This is a genomic window from Methylobacterium sp. UNC378MF, from assembly GCF_900103195.1.
Lineage (GTDB): Bacteria > Pseudomonadota > Alphaproteobacteria > Rhizobiales > Beijerinckiaceae > Methylobacterium.
In genome coordinates, this window is the sequence record NZ_FMWU01000016.1 from 32,606 (window position 1) to 50,220 (window position 17,615).

Here is a 17,615-nt window from a genome sequence, read left to right on the forward strand (position 1 = left end):
AGTGACGTGCCGGTGGTCATGGTGACGTCCTCGATCTCGGGAGAGACCGCGGCGGGGTGACCCCACCGCCGCGATCTCCGATGGTCCCTGCTTGGTCAGGGAGTGCAGTCCTGCCGGCCTTGGCATCCCTCTCCATGGCCATGGGTGTGAGGGACAGGCTGGCTTTCCGATGTTGGACTGACTGCATCGCCCTCAATGGCGTGGGTAGGAGGCCCTTGCGGGCTGGACCCACGCAATTCCATTCAGGCGACGCGCTGCCAGCGGGAGCCGTCAGCGGCATAGCGCTCAGCGCCAACCGTGAAGGCCGAGCCGGGCACGTGCAGATCGCGACGGGTCTGCTCGACGGCCGAGCGGGTCTGAGTGGCCGTGGACTCAGCCTCGCGGTTGCGAGCCGACCAGGCGGCGATGCGCTCGGCCTGAGTGGGCTTGCGTTCGGCGATTGCCGGCTCAGGCTTCCGGAGGACACGGCAGGCCCAGGCAGCGCCGTCCTCGATCTCAGTGCGGGTCATAGGTGATCCTCCCAGGAAGCGGGACGACCTCGCCCCAGATGAAGCCGGCGTCGGTCCCGAGAGCGGGCAGCTTCACGCGGCTGGCGATTGTGCTGTGCGGCTGGTCAGACCTGCCGTTCCAACTGCAGCGGGGCTCGCCGGGTGGAACCGGCTCGGCGCCGTCAGGCAAGGCGAAGTTGGCAGCCTCGATCAAAGCGGCGCGCTCACGGATCTTCGCCAACAGCGGCACCAGACGCTCTGCCTCGATGACGTACTCGGCGGCCAGCTTCTCGACCTCAGCGCTGGCCTTCATGGCCTTGCCGTAAAGATCCTTGCGGCGCTTCTGCTCAGTCTCGTGCGCAGCTTGGGCCTCGGCCTCGGCGATCACCGCAGCCGCGTGCTGAACCTGCAGTTGGTCGAGCCGGACCTTGGTGACGGCGATGCGGTGGTCGAGGTTGGCCACGTTGTCGGAGGTGCCGTTCAGGAGCACGTCGGGCCGACTGGCTTCCAGAGCCTCACGCTCGACCTGTGTGGCATCACATTCGGCGAGGATCTGAGCGGCGGTTCTCGGTGAGGCTGGCAGAACGGTCTTCAGGTCAGGACGACTGCGGCCGAGGCTGACGTAGGAAGCGACGTGCCGGTCTTGGCGGATGTTGGCGATCGGGAGGTTCATGCCGATCTCCCTCAAGCAGCCTGGCGCATGGCCGGAGCGGCGGGAGGGGTGCGCGGTCCGTCGCCACCGTCCAGGGCAGGCAGAGCTACACCGTCAGCGGCAAGGCGCTCGCGGAGCGCGCGGCGCATCCACTCGGCGGACGAGGTACGAGCCTGACGGGCAGCGCGGGCAACGGCATGGTTCAGGCCGGGCTCAGCCCTGAAGCGGACGGGCTCGGAGAACTCGATACGGTCGGCGGACATCTCGGGCGCACTCCGTGTGCAAGTGATACCCTAAGATGTGGTACAAGGCGGTCCATAAAAGCAAGCACACGACTTGTGTCGTTCAGTCGTCCGCCGTCGTTCGCTGTTATGCCTAGTTGTTCGCTGTTGTGTTTTGTTACATCAGAACCGCGTTGTTCTGTCGCACATCTAATTGTTGAAGAAGGCCATGGCTTGCATGGGACCGGTGTGGGGGATGTTGATGCCCAGGAACTCGGCTCTTGCCTTGGAGGACTGGCAACGCATCATCCTGAGGTAATCCGCCCGCTCGGTCAGGCTTTCGGCAACGATGCTGCCTGGCCTCCGCTTGGCGAGGGCGCGCGCCGCCGCTTCCATCGTGTCGGGCTCCGTGCCCCATTGAAGCTGATTTTCAGCAACCGCGAGCAATGTCCAAAAGGGGGTGAACTCGTCCGACATCAGAATATACCTTGGAACATGCGGGCTTAGAAACGCTCCAATGCAATTGCCGAGCCCTGATTAATACAAGCGGCCTCTATGGTTAATCGTGCGTTAACCGACCTCGCGGAATGTGCATCTGCACGTCCGAAAACCGGGTCTGAGGCCCGGTGCTAGGGTTGGCTCAGAATTGAGTAGGAGGCGCACGTGCTGCAGACCTACAAAATCGACGCGGCACTGAAAGGCCGGGGGCGGAAGACCCTACGCTGCGCTTCGGCCTGGGTGGCCTATGAGCAGCGTGACCGCTTGGTCCGACAAGGCTGGACAGTAAGCGTCCTCGACCACGCGATGAAGCCGGTTGCGGTCGACCATCTGGAAGCCGCTGCGCTGGCAGAAAGCGGCAACGCGATGCGAGGCGCGTAGGAGCCGGGCAACCTCCCGGTCAGCGCCAGTCTCCCCCTAGCCCAAGTTTCGGATCCGGCTCTTCAACCCGGCCGCCGCAGCGCCTTCTGTTCCCTTCGAGCCTCCTGCACGTCCCCCATAGCAATCGCGATATCGCTGGCCGGCACGTTCTTGAGCCTGGGAATGAGTTTAAGCAGCGTCTCCCGCGGGATCTTTTCGACCAGCATCTCAGCCACGCGCTTCGCAGCTTCCTTCCGATCCGCATCGGTCAGATGAGCGTAGTGCTTTGCCCAAACCCCGCGGATGATGTCGTTCCGCTGCGGCTTGGTGATGTAGCCGATGCGGAATAGCTCGCGGGCCGCTCCCTCCTGCCAATCAGGGTTGTCCTTCGCCTCGTCCCAGACCTGCTTCAACTCACTGAAGTCATGCTCGACCTCGGGCGATAGCGGCTTCCGAGATGCCGCAGCCCGCTTCGGCCCAGTCGCCTCGGCCGCCGCCTCACGCACGCTCAAACCCGCAACGCGTTGCGCTTTTGCCGGGTCACCTTCGACGTGCCGGGCGATCCGCATATAGAGCTGCGCCGTGCGGGGCGAGACCGTGGTGTTCAGTCGGAGCCAGGTGTCCCAGCCTCCGTGCGGAACGGTCTCCTTGGCCTGGGCGAGGAGCCGACCGCACTCGACGGCGTAGCGGGCGCCCTCGCGTTTGGCGGCCTCGACACCGGCATGGGCGGCGTTGATGGCTCCGGCGATATTGGAATGCGTCATCTCAATCTCTCCCTGCTGTCCCAACTGTCCCACGTGTCCCAGCCGTCCCATCAAGCGTGCGCTGAAAGTGTCCCACTCGTCCCATCCCTAGTGCGTGGGACAGTGGGACACCTCGAAACGGGCTCATAACCGCCCCTCGGCGCGCAGCTTGGCTTGCATCCGCTGCACCCTCGACTTGCTGAGGTTCAGCTCCGCGCTGATGTCCCGGACGCTCATGCCCTCGCCCGACAAGTCGGCCACGCGGTCAAGTTCGCGGTCGCGCAACACCTGGCAGGTCCAGCAATCGACGCCGTCGACCACATCGAGCTTGGCCTCGAACGGCTGCGCATCGTCGCCGACAACACCGCGGGCCTTAGTGAGGTGCACCTCGAAGCGGGCACCTTCTTCCATGTCGTAATCTTCGGGGCGCTTGAGCTGGATCACGGTGTCCAGCACGTCCTCCCGCTTCGAGGTGCCACGGGCGTTGTCGCCGCGACCGGCATGGTGGATCAGCAGTACGCTCACCCCGCGGCGGCGCAGCTGCAGCAGCCACGCCTGCATCGCGTCCCAGGAGTCGGCGTCGTTCTCCCGGCCGCCGTTCACGAGCGTTGAGATGTTGTCGATCACCATGAACTCGACGCCGTCGAGGTGTTTCTCCAGCGCGGCCTGGTGCTCCGGCTTCGACAGGTTGATAGACACGCCGAGCTTCTGCCGGTCCATCGGCAGGATCGTGAAGTAGCTCTCGTCCGGCGGGCTGTACGGAGTCGCGGCGGCCAGGGAGCGCGCACGCTCCTGCAAGGCCTCCTGCGGCATCTCTCCGTCAACATAGAGCACCCGCCGCGGCCGGGCGGCGTGCCACCGGAGGAAGGTAGCGCCGGACGCAATGGCATAGCCCATCCCCATGCCGACGTGGGTCTTGCCGGTGCCGCGGCCGGCGAACAGCATGGCGAGGCCGCGGACTGGGATGATAGGCGCGAGGATCAACTCGCGTCGTGGCAGCGTCTCGCGCAACAGGCCCGCGAGGGTGACGGTCTCAAAGTTCAGGTCTTCACCGTCGGGCTCACTGGCGCGGCCGTGATCCGGCGCGAAGTGCTCGATCGTGTAAGCGGCCTCAACCATGCCGCACCTCCCTGGTGACGTCGTTGATGTCGGCGCCACGCACTTTGGCCTTAACCAAGAACGTCTCCTTGCCGGCGAACCGCCAGCGGCCGGCGCAGGTATTGGCGGCCTTCTCCCCGCCGGGATCATGGTCGACGGCCAGCCACAAGGACTCGATGCCCGGCAGGGGCATGAAGCCGGAGACGCCCGCCGTGTTCAGCAGGGCCCAGACAGGGGTGTCCCCAAATTCGGGGACACCTCGAAGGGACATGGTGCTCTCGATCCCCTCACCGACGCCTAAGCAGATCGTCACCTCGGCGTCGGCGGTGAGTTTTACGGCGGCGCCGCGAAAGCTCCCGAGGGCGAGGCGGTCGCGGCCGTTCACGACAGCCTTCTGACCTTCGAGGGTGAGTGCCGTGCGGTGGATCGCCTGCGGTACGTCAGTCACGACGTTCCGGACGAGAGCGACCATCGCCGGGGTCCGGCTGCCCGCGAAGGGGCAGGCCGGCGTGTACCGGATCACGTCATGCGCGTCGGCGGGTAGGCTGAGGCCCCGACTGGCGAGGTAGGCCTCGACGGGCGAGCCGGCTGCTGGCTGAGCCTCCCGCCAGATCCGTAGGGCGAGCGCTGCACGATCCAAACTTGGATCATGGCCGACATTGTCAGGATTGATCGTCTGCGGAGCGCGTCTGAAAGTCTGCACATTGTGCAAGCTTTCGAGCCCGAGCCGGTCGCGAACGTGATCACGGCAGGCGCCGAAGTCATCGCCTGCGTGAGAGTGCAGGGTGAACCCGCCCGGCGCCGAGGCGTCGAACAGGATGCTAAGAGAGCGATCCTGGTGGCTGTGGTGCGGACCGGGACAGATGATGCCCCGGCCGACCACCTCGCCGCCGAGCGCACGCGCTACGGAGCGAAGGTTTATCATCGTGGCGCCTCCGCTGCAGCGGGGCGGAGGATTGCTGCGGCCTCAGTGGCGGCCAAGATAGCGCGGCCGGCACACGCCAAGCTGTGCACCATGCCGGGAGTGTCGCCGACCGCCGCAAGGTTCGCAGCCGCTACTGCGTAGGCGGCGGCCACGTTGCACCGCTCGGCAACGGCGTCTTGGACGAGAGGCGCGCCAGTCCAGGCGCGCGAGTGGTGGAGAGGCGATGTCATTCTGTGCCTCCCTGATTGTGGAAGGCCTGCATCGCCCAGGTGAAACGATCTCCTGCCGCCGGCAGGTGCGCGGTGAGCGCGTTCATCGCGGCAACACCAGCCCGAGCATATTCACGGTCGACGATGTCGGGCGTCGTGGTGACGCCTTTCCCGATCTCCTGGGCCATGCCGATGAGGCCTTGAGCGACAAAGTGCGGCGCGATCAGCACCGGCTCGCCGTCGACCTCGACGGTGTGGCAAACCTCCTTCCAACTCTTCAGAAGGGCCGCCTTCAGGGCGCGGCGCAGGTCGCGTGGCAGCGCAAGCGCCGCCAGCAAATCCTCATGGGCGTGCCACGGCATATCAGGACCAGTGGCCGGCCCGCAGAAGAAGCGAACCAACGTGCTGTTGATCTCGGCTGCGTGGATTGGGGTCGCGCGCTCAATCACCGCGTCGCCCTCCATGAGCCGGAGGAGGTGAACGCCAGTTCCGCGATTGCCGCGGCGAGGCTGGGACTGAAATCGTACCGAGCCCGGATGCGCGCGGTCTGGATTTCGAGCGGGGTGGGTGCTATCTCAGAACCATCGGTGCCCACCGAGAATTCCGAGGCCCGCCGGCTTGCCAGAGCCGTGCGGGCTTCACCTTTTCTATAGGCCATCGTGCTAAGCGGCCTCCATCTCAAGCGCGGCCGTGAAGGCGCGTAGGGACTCATCGGTGATCCGTGTGGCGCTCCCGATCTTGACCGCCTTCAACTTGCCCTCGCCGATCAGGCGGTAGAGCGTGGTAGTACCAATGCCGAGCGCTTCGCGGACCTCGTTCGGCCGATGCAAAAGCTTCAGCGTTGACGGACGCAGGTCTGCCTGCGCCGCCTGAAACCTCTCGGTGTTCATGGCTGCTGTCCTCTAATTTCGCCGGGTTGCCAGCGAAGACAGGCGAATACTGGCGCTAAGAGCTTATTTGCTCAATAGTCAAGTTTCCGCGCTCTTAAGACCGCGCTAAATCATTCCGCGATCTTAAGAGCGCAGTTTCTTGAGCCGGCGTCGAACCGCGTCGTCGCTGACCGCTTTGAAGCCGGCATCGGTCAGCGCATTATTGATCGTCTTCCGGATGGAGCCCACAAATTCTCGAGAAGCAATCTTCTCAGGCGTCTTGCCTACGAGTGCATCGTCGAACGCGCGATGAAAGGCTTGGACCTGGGGATCCTTGTTGCGCTTATCCTCGCGCGCCTCACGAGCCTTGGCTGCCTGGACAGTCGGTGCGGACATCTCAATCTGAGCCTCGGCAAGGAAGCGAGATCCTTCCAGCAGGCCCCTCAGCATCTGGGCGAGGTCAAACACGATGGCCTCGGCGGTCTCTGGATCTGACTGCATTAATCGATCTGCAGTTTGGAGAAGCCGCCGTCCCGCCTCAGACACTGACGACCAAGTCGAGCGTTCAGCAACTGAGTCCGCTGCAGGCGTAAGCTCTTCAACCTTGGCTTCTACCGCGTCGAGGACGCCAGCGATCCAGTCGTGCGTGCGCTGAGCTAGTGAAGGAGCTTGCCGCATACCTGTTAGCCGGATGTGAGCTGGGCTAAGCAATGGGTGGCCCAAGCTTTCATCAGCTCGCGCCGCTTCTCGAACAGGTCGCCGCGCCGGTACGCCCGCTCCACCTTGGACTCGACGGTGTGGGCGAGCGCCATCTCCACCACCTCGGACGGGAAGTCCGTGATCTCAGAGGCCCAGTCCCGAAACGAGCTGCGGAAGCCATGGGTCGTGATGTCGGTACGCTCCATCCGCCGGAGCAGCACCAGCATGGCCATGTTGGAGAGCGGTTTGCCGCGCCGCCCGCCCGGGAACACGAACGTGTCGTCAAGGCCCCGCATCTCAGCCAGGAGCGTCGTCGCCGCCGCTGACAACGGTACGCGGTGCTCAGCGCCGGCCTTCATCCTCTCGGCCGGGATGACCCAGACCGCGGCCTCCGAGTCGATCTCATGCCAGCGAGCGCCTAGCGCCTCGCCCGTGCGCGCGGCCGTCAGGATCGTGAAGGCCATCAACTTCGCGGCGACGCCTGGCTGCGCCGCCACCGTCTTCATGAACGCAGGAACGTCCTTGAACGGCAGAGCGGCGTGATGTTCGACCTTCCGGACCTTCGACCGCTTCGGCAGCAGGTTCTGGAGGTGGCCCTTCCACCGTGCCGGGTTCTCTCCGCGCCGGTAGTCGCGCGTCGCGGCCCAATCCAGCACGGACTCAATCCGCCCCCTCACCCGTGTCGCCGTCTCGGGCTTCGTGGTCCAGATCGCCTCCAGGGCTTTGAGCACCAAGTCGGTGTCAACCGCCTGCACCGACAGGTCGCCGAACGCCGGGTAGGCGTAGGTCGCCAGCGTGGCCGTCCACTGCGCGGCGTGCTTGTCGTTGCGCCATCCAGCCTTGTGAGACTCGATGTAGCCTTCGGCGCAGGTGCGGAAGGTGATCGCCTTCGCGGCCTCTACGGCTGCTTCCTGGCGTTGCCCACGCCGCATCTCAATCGGGTCGATGCCTTCGTAGCAGAGCTTCCGGCAGGTCAGCGCCTTGTCGCGGGCCTCAGCCAGCGAGAACGTGCTCACCGGGCCAAGCCCCATCTCTCGGGATTTGCCGCGAAGCGTATACCGGAAGACCCAGCTCTTACCGCCCTTGCCGGAGACCTGAAGCCACAGGCCGCCGCCGTCCCCGTACATGCCGGGGGCCTTCAGCTTGGCGACTCCGAGGGCGGTGAGCTTACCCAGCATGGCATTCGCACCCATGATGCTATCCACATCATAAACGCGGATTTGGGCGAACGCCAGCGAACCGCTGCGGAAGGCGAGCAGTGGATTACTTAGCTTTTTGAGTGCTTTAGTGGTCTGTGGCGAATGGCTACGAACAGGTAGCTGGCGGAGGGAGCGGGATTCGAACCCGCGATACCGTTTCCGGTATACACACTTTCCAGGCGTGCGCCTTCAACCACTCGGCCACCCCTCCGTCCGCGAACCGGGCACCCGGGCGCGCCCGCGGCGCGCCGGGCGCGGCCAGGGCCGCGCGGTGCCGTGCTGTTAGCCGGGTGCGCGGTCCGGCGCAAGGCGCAGACGGCCGGGGGCTGAGAAAACCGCCCGGCCGCGTCCCTCACCCCTCAGCGTCCTCGAGGTGGAAGCGGACATGCTCCACGTTCGCCCGCTCGAAGGCCTGCATCACGTGCTGGTAGGAGCGCTCCATGGCGTTGTCCTCGACGCCCGGGCTGTCCTCGGGCTTCAGGACGAACATCAGGAGCGAGCGCCCGGTCACGTCGTAGCCGGAGCCGAACTTGAAGCTCTCCACGTCCTGACTGTCGGGCAGATTCGTGTCGAGAAGCCGCGTCCAGGCCACGCCGCCGACCGATTCCGGCAGCGTGAACGTGACAAGGTCGTGATAGGCGTTGAACATAATCAGCAGCGTCGCGTCGCCGCCGCGGCGGTGCAGGCCGGTGGCCTGGGCGCGCCCGTCGAGCTGGACCGCGAAGGCCCGGGCCTCGCCGTCCGACCAGTTCTCGCCCGCCATCTCGCTGCCGTCCGGCCGCAGCCACGTCACGTCCTTGACGCCGAACTCCTCGTCGTACTGGCCGGTGAGGAACCGCCCGCGGCTCAGGATCGGCAGGGCGTTGCGCAGGATGATCAGGCGCTGGGTGAACTCGGCCAGATCCCGCTGCTCGTCGCCGATCGCCCCCCAGTCGAGCCAGGAGACCTCGTTGTCCTGGCAATAGGCGTTGTTGTTGCCCTTCTGGGTCCTGGCGAACTCGTCGCCGGCGAGCAGCATCGGCGTGCCGCGAGACAGGAACAGGGTCGCCAGCATGTTGCGCATCTGGCGCAGGCGCACCGCCCGGATCTCGGGATCGTCGGTCGGACCCTCGACGCCGTAATTGTACGAGAGGTTGTGCGAGTGGCCGTCGCGGTTGCCCTCACCGTTCGCCTCGTTGTGCTTGTCGTTGTACGAGACCGTGTCGTGCAGGGTGAAGCCGTCATGGGCGGTGAGGAAGTTCACCGAGGCCCAGGGCTTGCGCCCGCGCTTGTTGAACTTGTCGGCCGAGCCCGTGATGCGCGCCGCCAGATCCGGCAGCAGCCCGCCGTCGCCCTTCCAGTAGGCGCGGACGTCGTCGCGGAACCGGTCGTTCCACTCGGCCCAGCCTGGCGGGAAGCCGCCGACCTGGTAGCCGCCGGGGCCGCAATCCCACGGCTCGGCGATGAGCTTCACGTTGTTGAGCACCGGATCCTGCCGGCAGGTGTCGAGGAAGCCGCCGCCCTCGTCGAACCCGTAGGGCTCGCGGCCCAGGATCGTGGCGAGGTCGAAGCGGAACCCGTCCACCTGCATCTCCTGCGCCCAGTAGCGCAGGGAGTCGGTGACGAGCTGCAGCACCCGCGGATGCGACAGGTTGAAGGTGTTCCCGGTGCCGGTGTCGTTGATGTAGTAGCGCGGATCGTTCGGCAGCAGCCGGTAGTAGGAGGCGTTGTCGACGCCCTTGAACGACAGGGTCGGGCCCTTCTCGTTGCCCTCGGCGGTGTGGTTGTAGACCACGTCGAGGATCACCTCGAGGCCGGCGCCGTGGAAGCGCGAGACCATCTCCTTGAACTCGGAGAAGGCGAAGTCCGGTACCGCCGCGTAGCGCCGCGCGGGGGTGAAGAACGAGATCGTGTTGTAGCCCCAGTAGTTCACCAGCCCCTTCTGCTCGAGGTAGTCGTCCTGCACGAAGGCATGGACCGGCAGCAGTTCCACGGAGGTGACGCCGAGGCTCTTGATGTAGTCGAGCACGTCCCGGGTGCCGAGGCCCGCATAGGTGCCGCGCAGTTTTTCCGGCACCCGCGGGTCGAGCTTGGTCATGCCCTTGACGTGGGTCTCGTAGACGATGGTCTTCTCCCACGGCACCAGCGGCTTCTGGTGCCGCCCCCAGGTGAAGGCGGGATCGATCACCCGCGAGCGGCGGGTGTAGGGTGCGCTGTCGCGCTCGTCGAAGGTCAGGTCGTCGCCCGTCTCCATCTGGTAGCCGAACAGGGCCGGGTTCCAGGTGATCGAGCCGACGAGCCCCTTGGCGTAGGGGTCGATCAGCAGCTTGTTGGGGTTGAACCGGTGGCCGGCCTTCGGCTCGTAGGGGCCGTGGACCCGATAGCCGTAGATTGTGCCCGGGCGGGCGTCCGGCAGGTAGCCGTGCCAAATCTCATCCGTGTATTCGGGCAGCTCGATCCGCTCGATCTCCTGCTCGCCCTGATCGTCGAACAGGCAGAGCTCGACCTTGGTGGCGTGGGCCGAGAACAGGGCGAAGTTGACGCCGAGCCCGTCCCAGGTGGCGCCGAGCGGGTAGGGTTGGCCTTCCTGGATGCGCGAGCGGGTCGCGCGGGCCTGCGATGCGGGACGTCGGGAATCGGACATGAACACTCCGGAACGCGACCCGCCCGGGCACGTGCCGCGACGGGGAGCCTCTGGAGAACGTGCTGCAAACAGCGAAGCTCCCGCATTGCCGCAAAAATCACGGGTGCCTTGCGGCCGCCCTTCAGTTCGAGGCCGCGGCCGTGAAGCTCCGGTCCACGGCCCGCCCGACGTCGAGGGGCCTTGGCAGTATGCCGTACCGCGTCGCCCGGTCCGAAGCCTCCTGAACCTCCTTCACGACGCCGTTGTCGAGCGCGATCGGGCTGGTCCGCTGCGCCGTGTAGGCCGCGCGCAGGACATCCTCGGGCAGCTTGGTCAGGCTGGCCGTGTTCCGGGCGTAAGCATCGAGATGGTCCAGCGACCAGAGCCGGGCCTTGTTCAGGCGGCTCAGGAAGTCCTGCAGGGCCGCCCTCTTGGTGGCGATGGCGCTGTCCGAGGCGACGATGAAGGTGAGGGTCGGCGTCAGGCCCGCGCCGTCCGCAATCGGGCGCGCCTTGTCCTTGAGCGTCGCGAACGAGACGTAGGGCTCCCAGACCGCCCAGGCATCCACCGAGCCGGCCATCAGCGCGACCTTGGCGTCGACCGGGTTGAGTGGCGCGAAGGTAGCCTCGGATGGTGCGATCCCGGCTTTCTCCAGGGTCGCGCTGATCAGGAATTGGCCCCAGCCGCCGCGGGTGCCGGCGAGCCGCTTCCCCTTGAGATCCGCGGTCGACTGGATCGGCGAGTCCTGGCGGACCAGGATGGCCTGCGTCCGGGCGTCAGACCGGGTGCCGCCGATCGCCTTGATCGGTGCCCCGGCCGCATAGACCGTGAGGAAGGAGAGGTCGCCGGTATAGCCGACATCGAGGGCGCCGGCGTTGAGCGCTTCCAGGATCGGCGCGGCGGCGGGGAATTCCGACCACGCGTTCCGGTAGGGCAGATCCTTCGCGTAGCCGGCGATCTCGAGGAGCGACCGGTTCCCGCCCTTCTGGTCGCCGACCCGCAGGACGATCTCGTCCGCGCGGGCGGCCACCGCCGAGGCCAGCGTCAGTGCGGCGAGCAGCGCCCTGGCGAGCCGGGGAGCGGCGGGGCGCGGATGCGATCCGATGAGCATGGGGCCTGCCGCGATATGCTGCCCGCCCGATGCGTGGCTGTTCGGTGGAAGGCCGAGTTTATGCTTGCGGCGAAGGCGGTCAATGAAAAGAAAATCTGTATTATCTGCGGCCGACGCGGAAAATGACATCTGATATAGCCGCGCGGAGAGACGAACGTCTTTCCCCGCGTGCCGCGTTGATCAGCGGGCGGGCGGAAACGCGTCCGCCAGATAGGCCCGCACGAAGCCTGGCATCCGCGCGTCATCGATGTCGGCGAGGCCCCGCACCACGTGCATCCCGGCGAGTTCCGGCTCGCTCTCACCGCCGAGATGGTCGGCGATGCGGGCGACGATCCGCTCGGCCGGTTCGGGGAAGCGCACCGGCCGCAGGAAGGCGAGCTGGCCCTCCCCCTCCAGCAGAACCCACGCGGTTTCAGCCCCCGCTGGGAGCGCGAGACCCGTCTCCTCGGCGAGTTCCCGGGCAGCGCTGCCGGTGAGATCGACACGGGCGCCGCGCACGTCGTCCGGGTCCGGGGTGCCGCAGGGGAAGTAGAGCTGGCCGCCATTGGCCGTGTGGGCCCCCATCTCGCCGAGCAGGACGGCGCCGTCTGCCGTCCAGGGCACGATCGCCGCGAAGGCGTTGGCGATGCCGGCCTCGGCGTGGGGCATGTCGCGGTAGTAGGTGAAGGTGGAGTAGCGCGTCGCGAACAGGTCGAGGCGGGCGACCCCATCCGCGACGGTGTGGTCGCAGCACAGCAGGACGGTGCCGTCGAACATGCCCGGGCTGCGTTGCAGCCGGGTCTGCCAGTGGGCTGCGATGGCGGCTTCGTGCGCGCGGGGGAAGGCCCAGTCGTGATCCACGAACCGCGCCGCCACGTCCGCGACCCCGGTGATCCGGAAGCCCTCAGACATGCAGGGTGCCGTCCGACAGGATCACGGCGGCGCCGCCGATCTCGACGCCCTGCAGGGCGCCGGCCGCGATCGTGAGCTGGAGCGCGATGTCGCTCGGCCGCCCCATCGCCTCGCCCTGGCGGATCGCCACGTCGTGGGTGCCGTCGCCCAGCGCCTCGAACTGCATCAGCACCCCCGCGAAGGCGGAGGCTGCCGAGCCGGTGGCGGGATCCTCCGACACACCGAGATTCGGCGCGAACATGCGGACGCGCCAGCTCTGGCCGGTGCCTTCGGGATCCGGGGTGTAGAGGTAGAGCCCGTCGGCCGGATCGGGCGCCTGGGCCGGCCGGGCCGCGTCGAGGGCGGCGATCGAGGCCACCGGCACGCAGGTGAAGGTCGGCCCCACGCCGTGGCGGCTCGGCGCGTGCCGGCCGGTGCCGATATCGCCGGGCTCGAGGCCGAGCAGCCGCGCCAGCGCGGCGGGGTCGGGGCCGGGACCGAGATAGTCCGGCAGGAGAGGGAGCCGGAACCGGGCCCGGCCGCCGGTCCCGTCCGCCAGGGTCTCGACCACACAGGGGACGATGCCGATCCCCTCCTCCAAGCCGAAGGCCCGGGCATCGCCCCGGGTCGGGTCCTGCAGCGCCAGCAGCACGGCGGTGCCCACCGTCGGGTGCCCGGCGAAGGGCAGCTCCCGGGCGGGGGTGAAGATGCGCAGCGACGCCCGGTGCCGGGCCTCCCGGGGCGGCAGGACGAAGACCGTCTCCGACAGGTTGAACTCCCGCGCGACGGCCTGCATGGCGGCGGTGTCGAGCCCCTCCGCGTCGAGGACGACGGCGAGGGGATTGCCGGCGAGCCTCTGCTCGGTGAACACGTCGAGGGTGACGAAGCGGCGCGCCATCGTGTCGGATCTTCCTGCTCTGGCTGCCACCTGCCTGCCGCGCGGCCGGCAAGGGTCGGCGGCGCGAGTCGTAGCCGACGGTCCGGTTCAGGTCACGTCTGGCAGCCGCCGGCTATCACCCGTTCGGTGCCGGGAGCAGGTCACCTGATCGGCAGGCGATCAGGCGGTCCGCCTTCGTGCCGCTCGCGGGGGCTTCAGAAATCCGAGGTCGAGACGGCCGCGCCCGATTTCACGGGAGCGGCGGCCGGTGTGCCGCCGACCGCCTCTTCGGCGGCGGGTGCCTTAGGCACTCCGCCCTGCTGCCTCATGCGTTGCTCAGCCGCGCCCATGGCCCGGCCGACCGCACCGGCATCCGCCGCCCAACGCTGGCTCCAGGCGACGGCCACGACCTGCATCTTCGCCTTCGACCAGGGATGCTCCCCGCGCCATGAGAGAATTTCGGTGGCACCCTTCAGCTGAAGGTCCGCGGCCTGGGCCCTGACTTCCTGGTTGAAGGCGTCGAGGTTGAAGCTCTGGGTCGAGCCGTCGCTCATCCCGCGCTTCTCGTAGGCCTCATCGGTCTTCGCCTTCGCGACCACCCGCTCGCTGACGAAGCGCTGGATCGCCGCCATGGCCGTCAAGCTCGCGCGGCTCTGATCGGCGGGCATCAGGCTGGTCTGAGGCGCGACGCCGAAACCCACCACGACGCGTTCGCCATTCTCGTCGGTGAAGACCCGTGCACCGAGCGTATAGGCAAGCCAATCCGGATTCGTGGCCTTGATCGCCTCGAATTGCTGCCGAAGGGGGGCCTGCGGCGTCTCTTTCTGGAGCGTCAATGTCGGATTCCAGATCGTCTCGGCGATCCCGGCGAGCTTCGGCGTCCAGATCAGGCCGGTCAGCACATGGTATTTGCCGCCGTCCTCCTGACTCGGGCCCTCGCATTGAACCACCGTGAAGGCGCCGGAGGCAAACATTTCGGCGCTGCGCTCGACGCTCTGGTCGATCCGCAACTGCTCGCTGGCGATCGCCGCGTGCCGCTGCGCCTCGGTGCCCCCCGACCATTGAGGATCGAACTTCTTGATCTCGGCATCGAGAGCCTTGTCGGCCAGCACGCGCGACTTGTCGACGATCGAGAGGCGCTCCACGACCGGCCGCAGCGACGGCGGCGCCTCGTCGCCGCCGAAGGTCCTGATCGCCGCGGACCGGCTCGACCGCATGTTCGAGCGCATCGCCTCAGCGAGCGCCTGCCGCGTGCTGATCTCCGCATAGGTAAAGGCCGCGTTGCGGCCCACGAGCCAGTTCCGCGAACCCGGGGGCTCGTCGACCGAAGCCTGTCTGTGGGCGACGTAGACGAAGTAACCGTTCGTCTTCTCGTTCTTACCGTCCTCAAGCTTCTCCTTCGCCTTCCAGTCCGCCCAGCACGTCTCCACCGACGCGGGCTGTGCGCCGGCGGTCAGATGGGCGCCACCATTGAGCCCGGCCGACGCTTCCGCGGTGCCGGTCGGCGCGAGCGACTGCGCGGCGGCCCCGCTCATGCCGGCCAGCATCAGGGTGGCCAGACCTAAGAAACGGCTGCGGATCGCGGTCATCCGGTTACTCCCATCAGCGCCGGCCGATGCCGCCCAGGGCACCACCGACAATTCCCATGAAGGCGCGCGCCGCCTGCTCGTTCTGAAGGCGCTGCTGCTCGGCCTGACGCTGACCTTCCATCAAGCGTTCGACTGCGTCCGCCGCATCGCGGTGTCCCATCGATGCCGCACGTTTGAATAGCCGATATGCATCATCCGGCCCGGCTCCCTCGACGCGGCCCTTCGAGATCATCGTCGCGAGGCTGACCATCGCGTCCGGATCGCCGAGGGTGGCGCCCTGCCGGAAGCTCGCGATGGCCCCTGCCAGATCGTTACGGCCGACTCGGGTGTCCAAGAGAGCCCAACCGAAATTGTCGTAGGCGGCGCGGTAGTTCTGCCGCATCAGCACCTGCAGCAGTGGCAGCGCCCGCTTCGGATCCGACGTCTGGTACGCCCGAGCGAGTTGGTAGCGGTAACGCCGCTCCTCCGGGTATTGCCGAACGGCGATCTCGCAGGCCTCGATCGCCTCGATTCCCGCCCCTTTCAGGACGTCCCATGGGACACCGGGCAGCGCCTTCGGGCGATCGGGATCGTACAGGCCGGCCGCCGACTGGTCGCACAGATCGCCCGCACGCGCGATCTTCGCCTGGCGCTGAGCCTCGGCCTCCCGCTGGGCCGCGTCCCGTTGGGCGCGCTCCACGGCTTCCCGCTTCGCCCGTTCGACGCTCTGCCGCCACTCGGTCACGACCTTACGATCGACGATCAGCAGCTTGTCGCCGGTTCTCGGGTGGAATCCGGAATTGTCGAAGAACTCGTAGCTCAGGCCGTCGCGCCAGTACCAGACCCGCGGTTGCCCGGTAACGGGATCGAACCAGGCCGCGCTCGCCGGATCGACAGGCTTCGGCGGCCGCAGGCGCCGATCCGCGCGCTCCTGCTCTTCCTTCCGCACAGCCTGCGACTTCGGCACGCAGACCGTCACCTCGGACTTGATCGAGAGCGAGCCGCCGGCATCCGCCTCCTTGCGGGTCTCTTCGAGGACCTTGACCCGGACGAACCCGGCGAGATTGATTTGTTCGAATTGCTTGAAGCGCTGCTCGGCGTCGCTGTTCACGATCTCCGCGCGATTCTCCCGCGACGACTTGACCTCGAAGCCGATCACTTGGCCGATGGCGACCTGATTGATGCGGTCCAAGGCCCGCTTGCGGGCCGCGTCCATATCGGACCACGTGCCGTAAGCTTCCTCGACGGTGACCGGAACGGTCTCCTGCCGAACGCAGTCGCCCTCGTCGTAGGCTCGGACGGGCCCGATCATCATGAGCAGCGCCCCGGCGCAGGCCAGTGTCAGCGAGGCGTACAGTTTTCCTGCAGCTTTAATGAGAGCTGGGGCGCTGATCGTTTCGCTGATCTGCGTTTGAAATCTGAGCACGGGCGAGCGGCCATCGACGAAGAACCGTATCTGCGGCTTCTGCCACGCGCGTACCGGCATGCACTACGTGTTATTCTCGTTAAGATTGAATTTTCCCCAGTAATTGCCTTAAGGTTGACGCTGCGTCGCCGGGGGCAGACGCGGCTTCGGTGTTGGGGCAGGCGTCAACGCCCGACGGTGCGGGATGCGCGCGGCAGTGCGCATAGCGACGGGGCGCCTGGACCGAGGCAGGAGATCGATCGCGCGATGCCGTCGCGTTCAGACCGCCTCGACCGGAAACCGCGCGCTCGGGTTCACGTATTCCTCCTGCGCGGCCACCGTCAGGATCTCCCGGGACCCCGCCTCGGCGGTGCGCTTGAGCAGACCGTAGATCGAGGCCGCCGCCGCGCCGAGCGCTGCCTCGGCCGAGCGGGTCCGGGCGTAGTGCACCAGAAACAGGGCCGCGATGCAGTCGCCCGCCCCGTTCACCGCGATGGCGAGCCGCGGGGTGCGGACGCGGAACACTCGCCCCTCCGACCCCGCGAGCAGGTCGATGCTGTCGGAGGGCGTATCGGTGCAGAGCGCCGAGGTGACCAAGACCACCCGCGGCCCGCGCGCCTGGAGCGCCGCGATCGCGGCTGCAGCCTCCGCCAGGGTGACGCTCGGCAGCCCGGTGAGAAGGCCGAGTTCGAACTGGTTGGGAGTGAGGATGTCGGCGGCCGGGACCGCGCGCTCGCGCAGGAACGCCTCGATGCCGGGCCGCACGTAGACGCCCTCCTCGACGTCGCCGATCACCGGGTCGCAGCAGTAGAGCGCCCCCGGGTTCGCCGCCCGCACGGCGTCCACCGCCTCCAGAATCGCCGCACCGATCTCGGCCGAGCCCATGTAGCCCGACAGCACCGCGTCGCAGGTGGAGAGCACCCCGCGCTCGCCGATGCCCTGCACCACCGCGCGGATCATCGCCGCGTCGAAAACGGGGCCACGCCACGCCCCGTAACCGGTGTGGTTGGAGAACTGAACCGTATGGACCGGCCAGACTTCGACCCCGAGCCGCTGCATCGGAAACACCGCCGAGGCGTTGCCGACATGGCCGTAGGCGACGTGGGACTGGATCGATAGGACGTTCAACGCAGGACTCGCTCGTCGTCCCGCTACGGTTAGCCGGTTCCGGCGCCGCCTGCACCCCCGTCCCTTGCCGCCCTCCCCCGCGCGCCTCAGATG

18 protein-coding genes and 1 tRNA gene are annotated in these 17,615 nt (G+C 67.2%); 1 reads left to right on the forward strand and 18 read right to left on the reverse strand.

Translation table 11 applies throughout. The features are described 5' to 3' along the window. Positions 1 to 242: 242 nt before the first annotated feature. The 3 genes from BLT59_RS17485 to BLT59_RS17500 form a co-directional block, all read right to left on the reverse strand. Positions 243 to 509, reverse strand: a complete 267-nt coding sequence (locus tag BLT59_RS17485; protein WP_091782927.1) for a hypothetical protein — start codon at positions 507 to 509, stop codon at positions 243 to 245. Then, positions 496 to 1,161 carry a hypothetical protein gene (locus tag BLT59_RS17490; protein WP_091782932.1) on the reverse strand — a complete coding sequence of 222 codons (666 nt, stop codon included), beginning with the start codon at positions 1,159 to 1,161 and terminating at the stop codon, positions 496 to 498. The genes BLT59_RS17485 and BLT59_RS17490 overlap by 14 nt, the downstream gene beginning before the upstream one ends. Positions 1,162 to 1,571: 410 nt before the next feature. Next, a complete protein-coding gene (locus BLT59_RS17500) occupies positions 1,572 to 1,838 on the reverse strand; it encodes a hypothetical protein (protein WP_091782938.1) in 267 nt (88 codons plus the stop codon). Positions 1,839 to 2,024: 186 nt separating this feature from the next. Here BLT59_RS17500 and BLT59_RS17505 point away from each other — a divergent pair, with 186 nt between their 5' ends. Then, positions 2,025 to 2,240 (forward strand): hypothetical protein, encoded by a 216-nt coding sequence (locus tag BLT59_RS17505; protein WP_091782941.1) that lies wholly within the window; start codon positions 2,025 to 2,027, stop codon positions 2,238 to 2,240. 62 nt (positions 2,241 to 2,302) lie between these two features. Here the strand turns inward: BLT59_RS17505 and BLT59_RS17510 are convergent, their stop codons facing one another. The 15 genes from BLT59_RS17510 to pdxY all read right to left on the reverse strand — a co-directional run bounded on the left by BLT59_RS17510 (position 2,303) and on the right by pdxY (position 17,522). Continuing rightward, a complete protein-coding gene (locus tag BLT59_RS17510; RefSeq protein ID WP_175544047.1) occupies positions 2,303 to 2,983 on the reverse strand; it encodes a DUF3102 domain-containing protein in 681 nt (226 codons plus the stop codon). Between the two features lie 123 nt (positions 2,984 to 3,106). Continuing rightward, the gene (locus BLT59_RS17515) at positions 3,107 to 4,081 is read right to left on the reverse strand and encodes an AAA family ATPase (RefSeq protein ID WP_091782946.1); all 975 of its coding nucleotides are present in this window, start codon (positions 4,079 to 4,081) and stop codon (positions 3,107 to 3,109) included. After that, a complete protein-coding gene (locus BLT59_RS17520; RefSeq protein WP_091782949.1) occupies positions 4,074 to 4,985 on the reverse strand; it encodes a DUF7146 domain-containing protein in 912 nt (303 codons plus the stop codon). Before BLT59_RS17520 ends, BLT59_RS17515 begins: the two co-directional genes overlap by 8 nt. A gap of 226 nt (positions 4,986 to 5,211) precedes the next feature. Then, positions 5,212 to 5,643: a hypothetical protein gene (locus BLT59_RS17525; protein WP_139174067.1), complete on the reverse strand. Its 432-nt coding sequence runs from the start codon at positions 5,641 to 5,643 to the stop codon at positions 5,212 to 5,214. A 213-nt stretch (positions 5,644 to 5,856) separates the two neighbouring features. Then, complete coding sequence (locus tag BLT59_RS17530) at positions 5,857 to 6,084, reverse strand: helix-turn-helix domain-containing protein (protein WP_091782955.1); 228 nt, start codon at positions 6,082 to 6,084, stop codon at positions 5,857 to 5,859. A gap of 123 nt (positions 6,085 to 6,207) precedes the next feature. Next, on the reverse strand, positions 6,208 to 6,564 hold the full coding sequence (locus BLT59_RS17535) for a hypothetical protein (RefSeq protein ID WP_091782958.1): 357 nt from the start codon (positions 6,562 to 6,564) through the stop codon (positions 6,208 to 6,210). A gap of 182 nt (positions 6,565 to 6,746) precedes the next feature. Next, the gene (locus BLT59_RS17540) at positions 6,747 to 7,955 is read right to left on the reverse strand and encodes a tyrosine-type recombinase/integrase (protein WP_244514037.1); all 1,209 of its coding nucleotides are present in this window, start codon (positions 7,953 to 7,955) and stop codon (positions 6,747 to 6,749) included. A 127-nt stretch (positions 7,956 to 8,082) separates the two neighbouring features. Further along, a tRNA-Ser gene (locus BLT59_RS17545) sits at positions 8,083 to 8,172 on the reverse strand. Between the two features lie 141 nt (positions 8,173 to 8,313). Continuing rightward, the gene (gene glgX / locus BLT59_RS17550; protein ID WP_091782961.1) at positions 8,314 to 10,584 is read right to left on the reverse strand and encodes a glycogen debranching protein GlgX; all 2,271 of its coding nucleotides are present in this window, start codon (positions 10,582 to 10,584) and stop codon (positions 8,314 to 8,316) included. A gap of 121 nt (positions 10,585 to 10,705) precedes the next feature. Beyond that, a complete protein-coding gene (locus BLT59_RS17555; protein WP_091782964.1) occupies positions 10,706 to 11,674 on the reverse strand; it encodes an ABC transporter substrate-binding protein in 969 nt (322 codons plus the stop codon). Between the two features lie 180 nt (positions 11,675 to 11,854). Then, complete coding sequence (locus tag BLT59_RS17560) at positions 11,855 to 12,565, reverse strand: NUDIX hydrolase (protein WP_091782969.1); 711 nt, start codon at positions 12,563 to 12,565, stop codon at positions 11,855 to 11,857. Further along, positions 12,558 to 13,442: a PhzF family phenazine biosynthesis protein gene (locus BLT59_RS17565; protein WP_091782971.1), complete on the reverse strand. Its 885-nt coding sequence runs from the start codon at positions 13,440 to 13,442 to the stop codon at positions 12,558 to 12,560. Before BLT59_RS17565 ends, BLT59_RS17560 begins: the two co-directional genes overlap by 8 nt. Positions 13,443 to 13,636: 194 nt before the next feature. Beyond that, positions 13,637 to 15,010, reverse strand: a complete 1,374-nt coding sequence (locus BLT59_RS17570) for a hypothetical protein (RefSeq protein WP_091782974.1) — start codon at positions 15,008 to 15,010, stop codon at positions 13,637 to 13,639. A gap of 13 nt (positions 15,011 to 15,023) precedes the next feature. Beyond that, complete coding sequence (locus BLT59_RS17575; protein WP_139174068.1) at positions 15,024 to 16,304, reverse strand: tetratricopeptide repeat protein; 1,281 nt, start codon at positions 16,302 to 16,304, stop codon at positions 15,024 to 15,026. A gap of 369 nt (positions 16,305 to 16,673) precedes the next feature. Then, the gene (gene pdxY / locus BLT59_RS17580) at positions 16,674 to 17,522 is read right to left on the reverse strand and encodes a pyridoxal kinase PdxY (RefSeq protein ID WP_091782980.1); all 849 of its coding nucleotides are present in this window, start codon (positions 17,520 to 17,522) and stop codon (positions 16,674 to 16,676) included. Positions 17,523 to 17,615 lie beyond the last annotated feature (93 nt).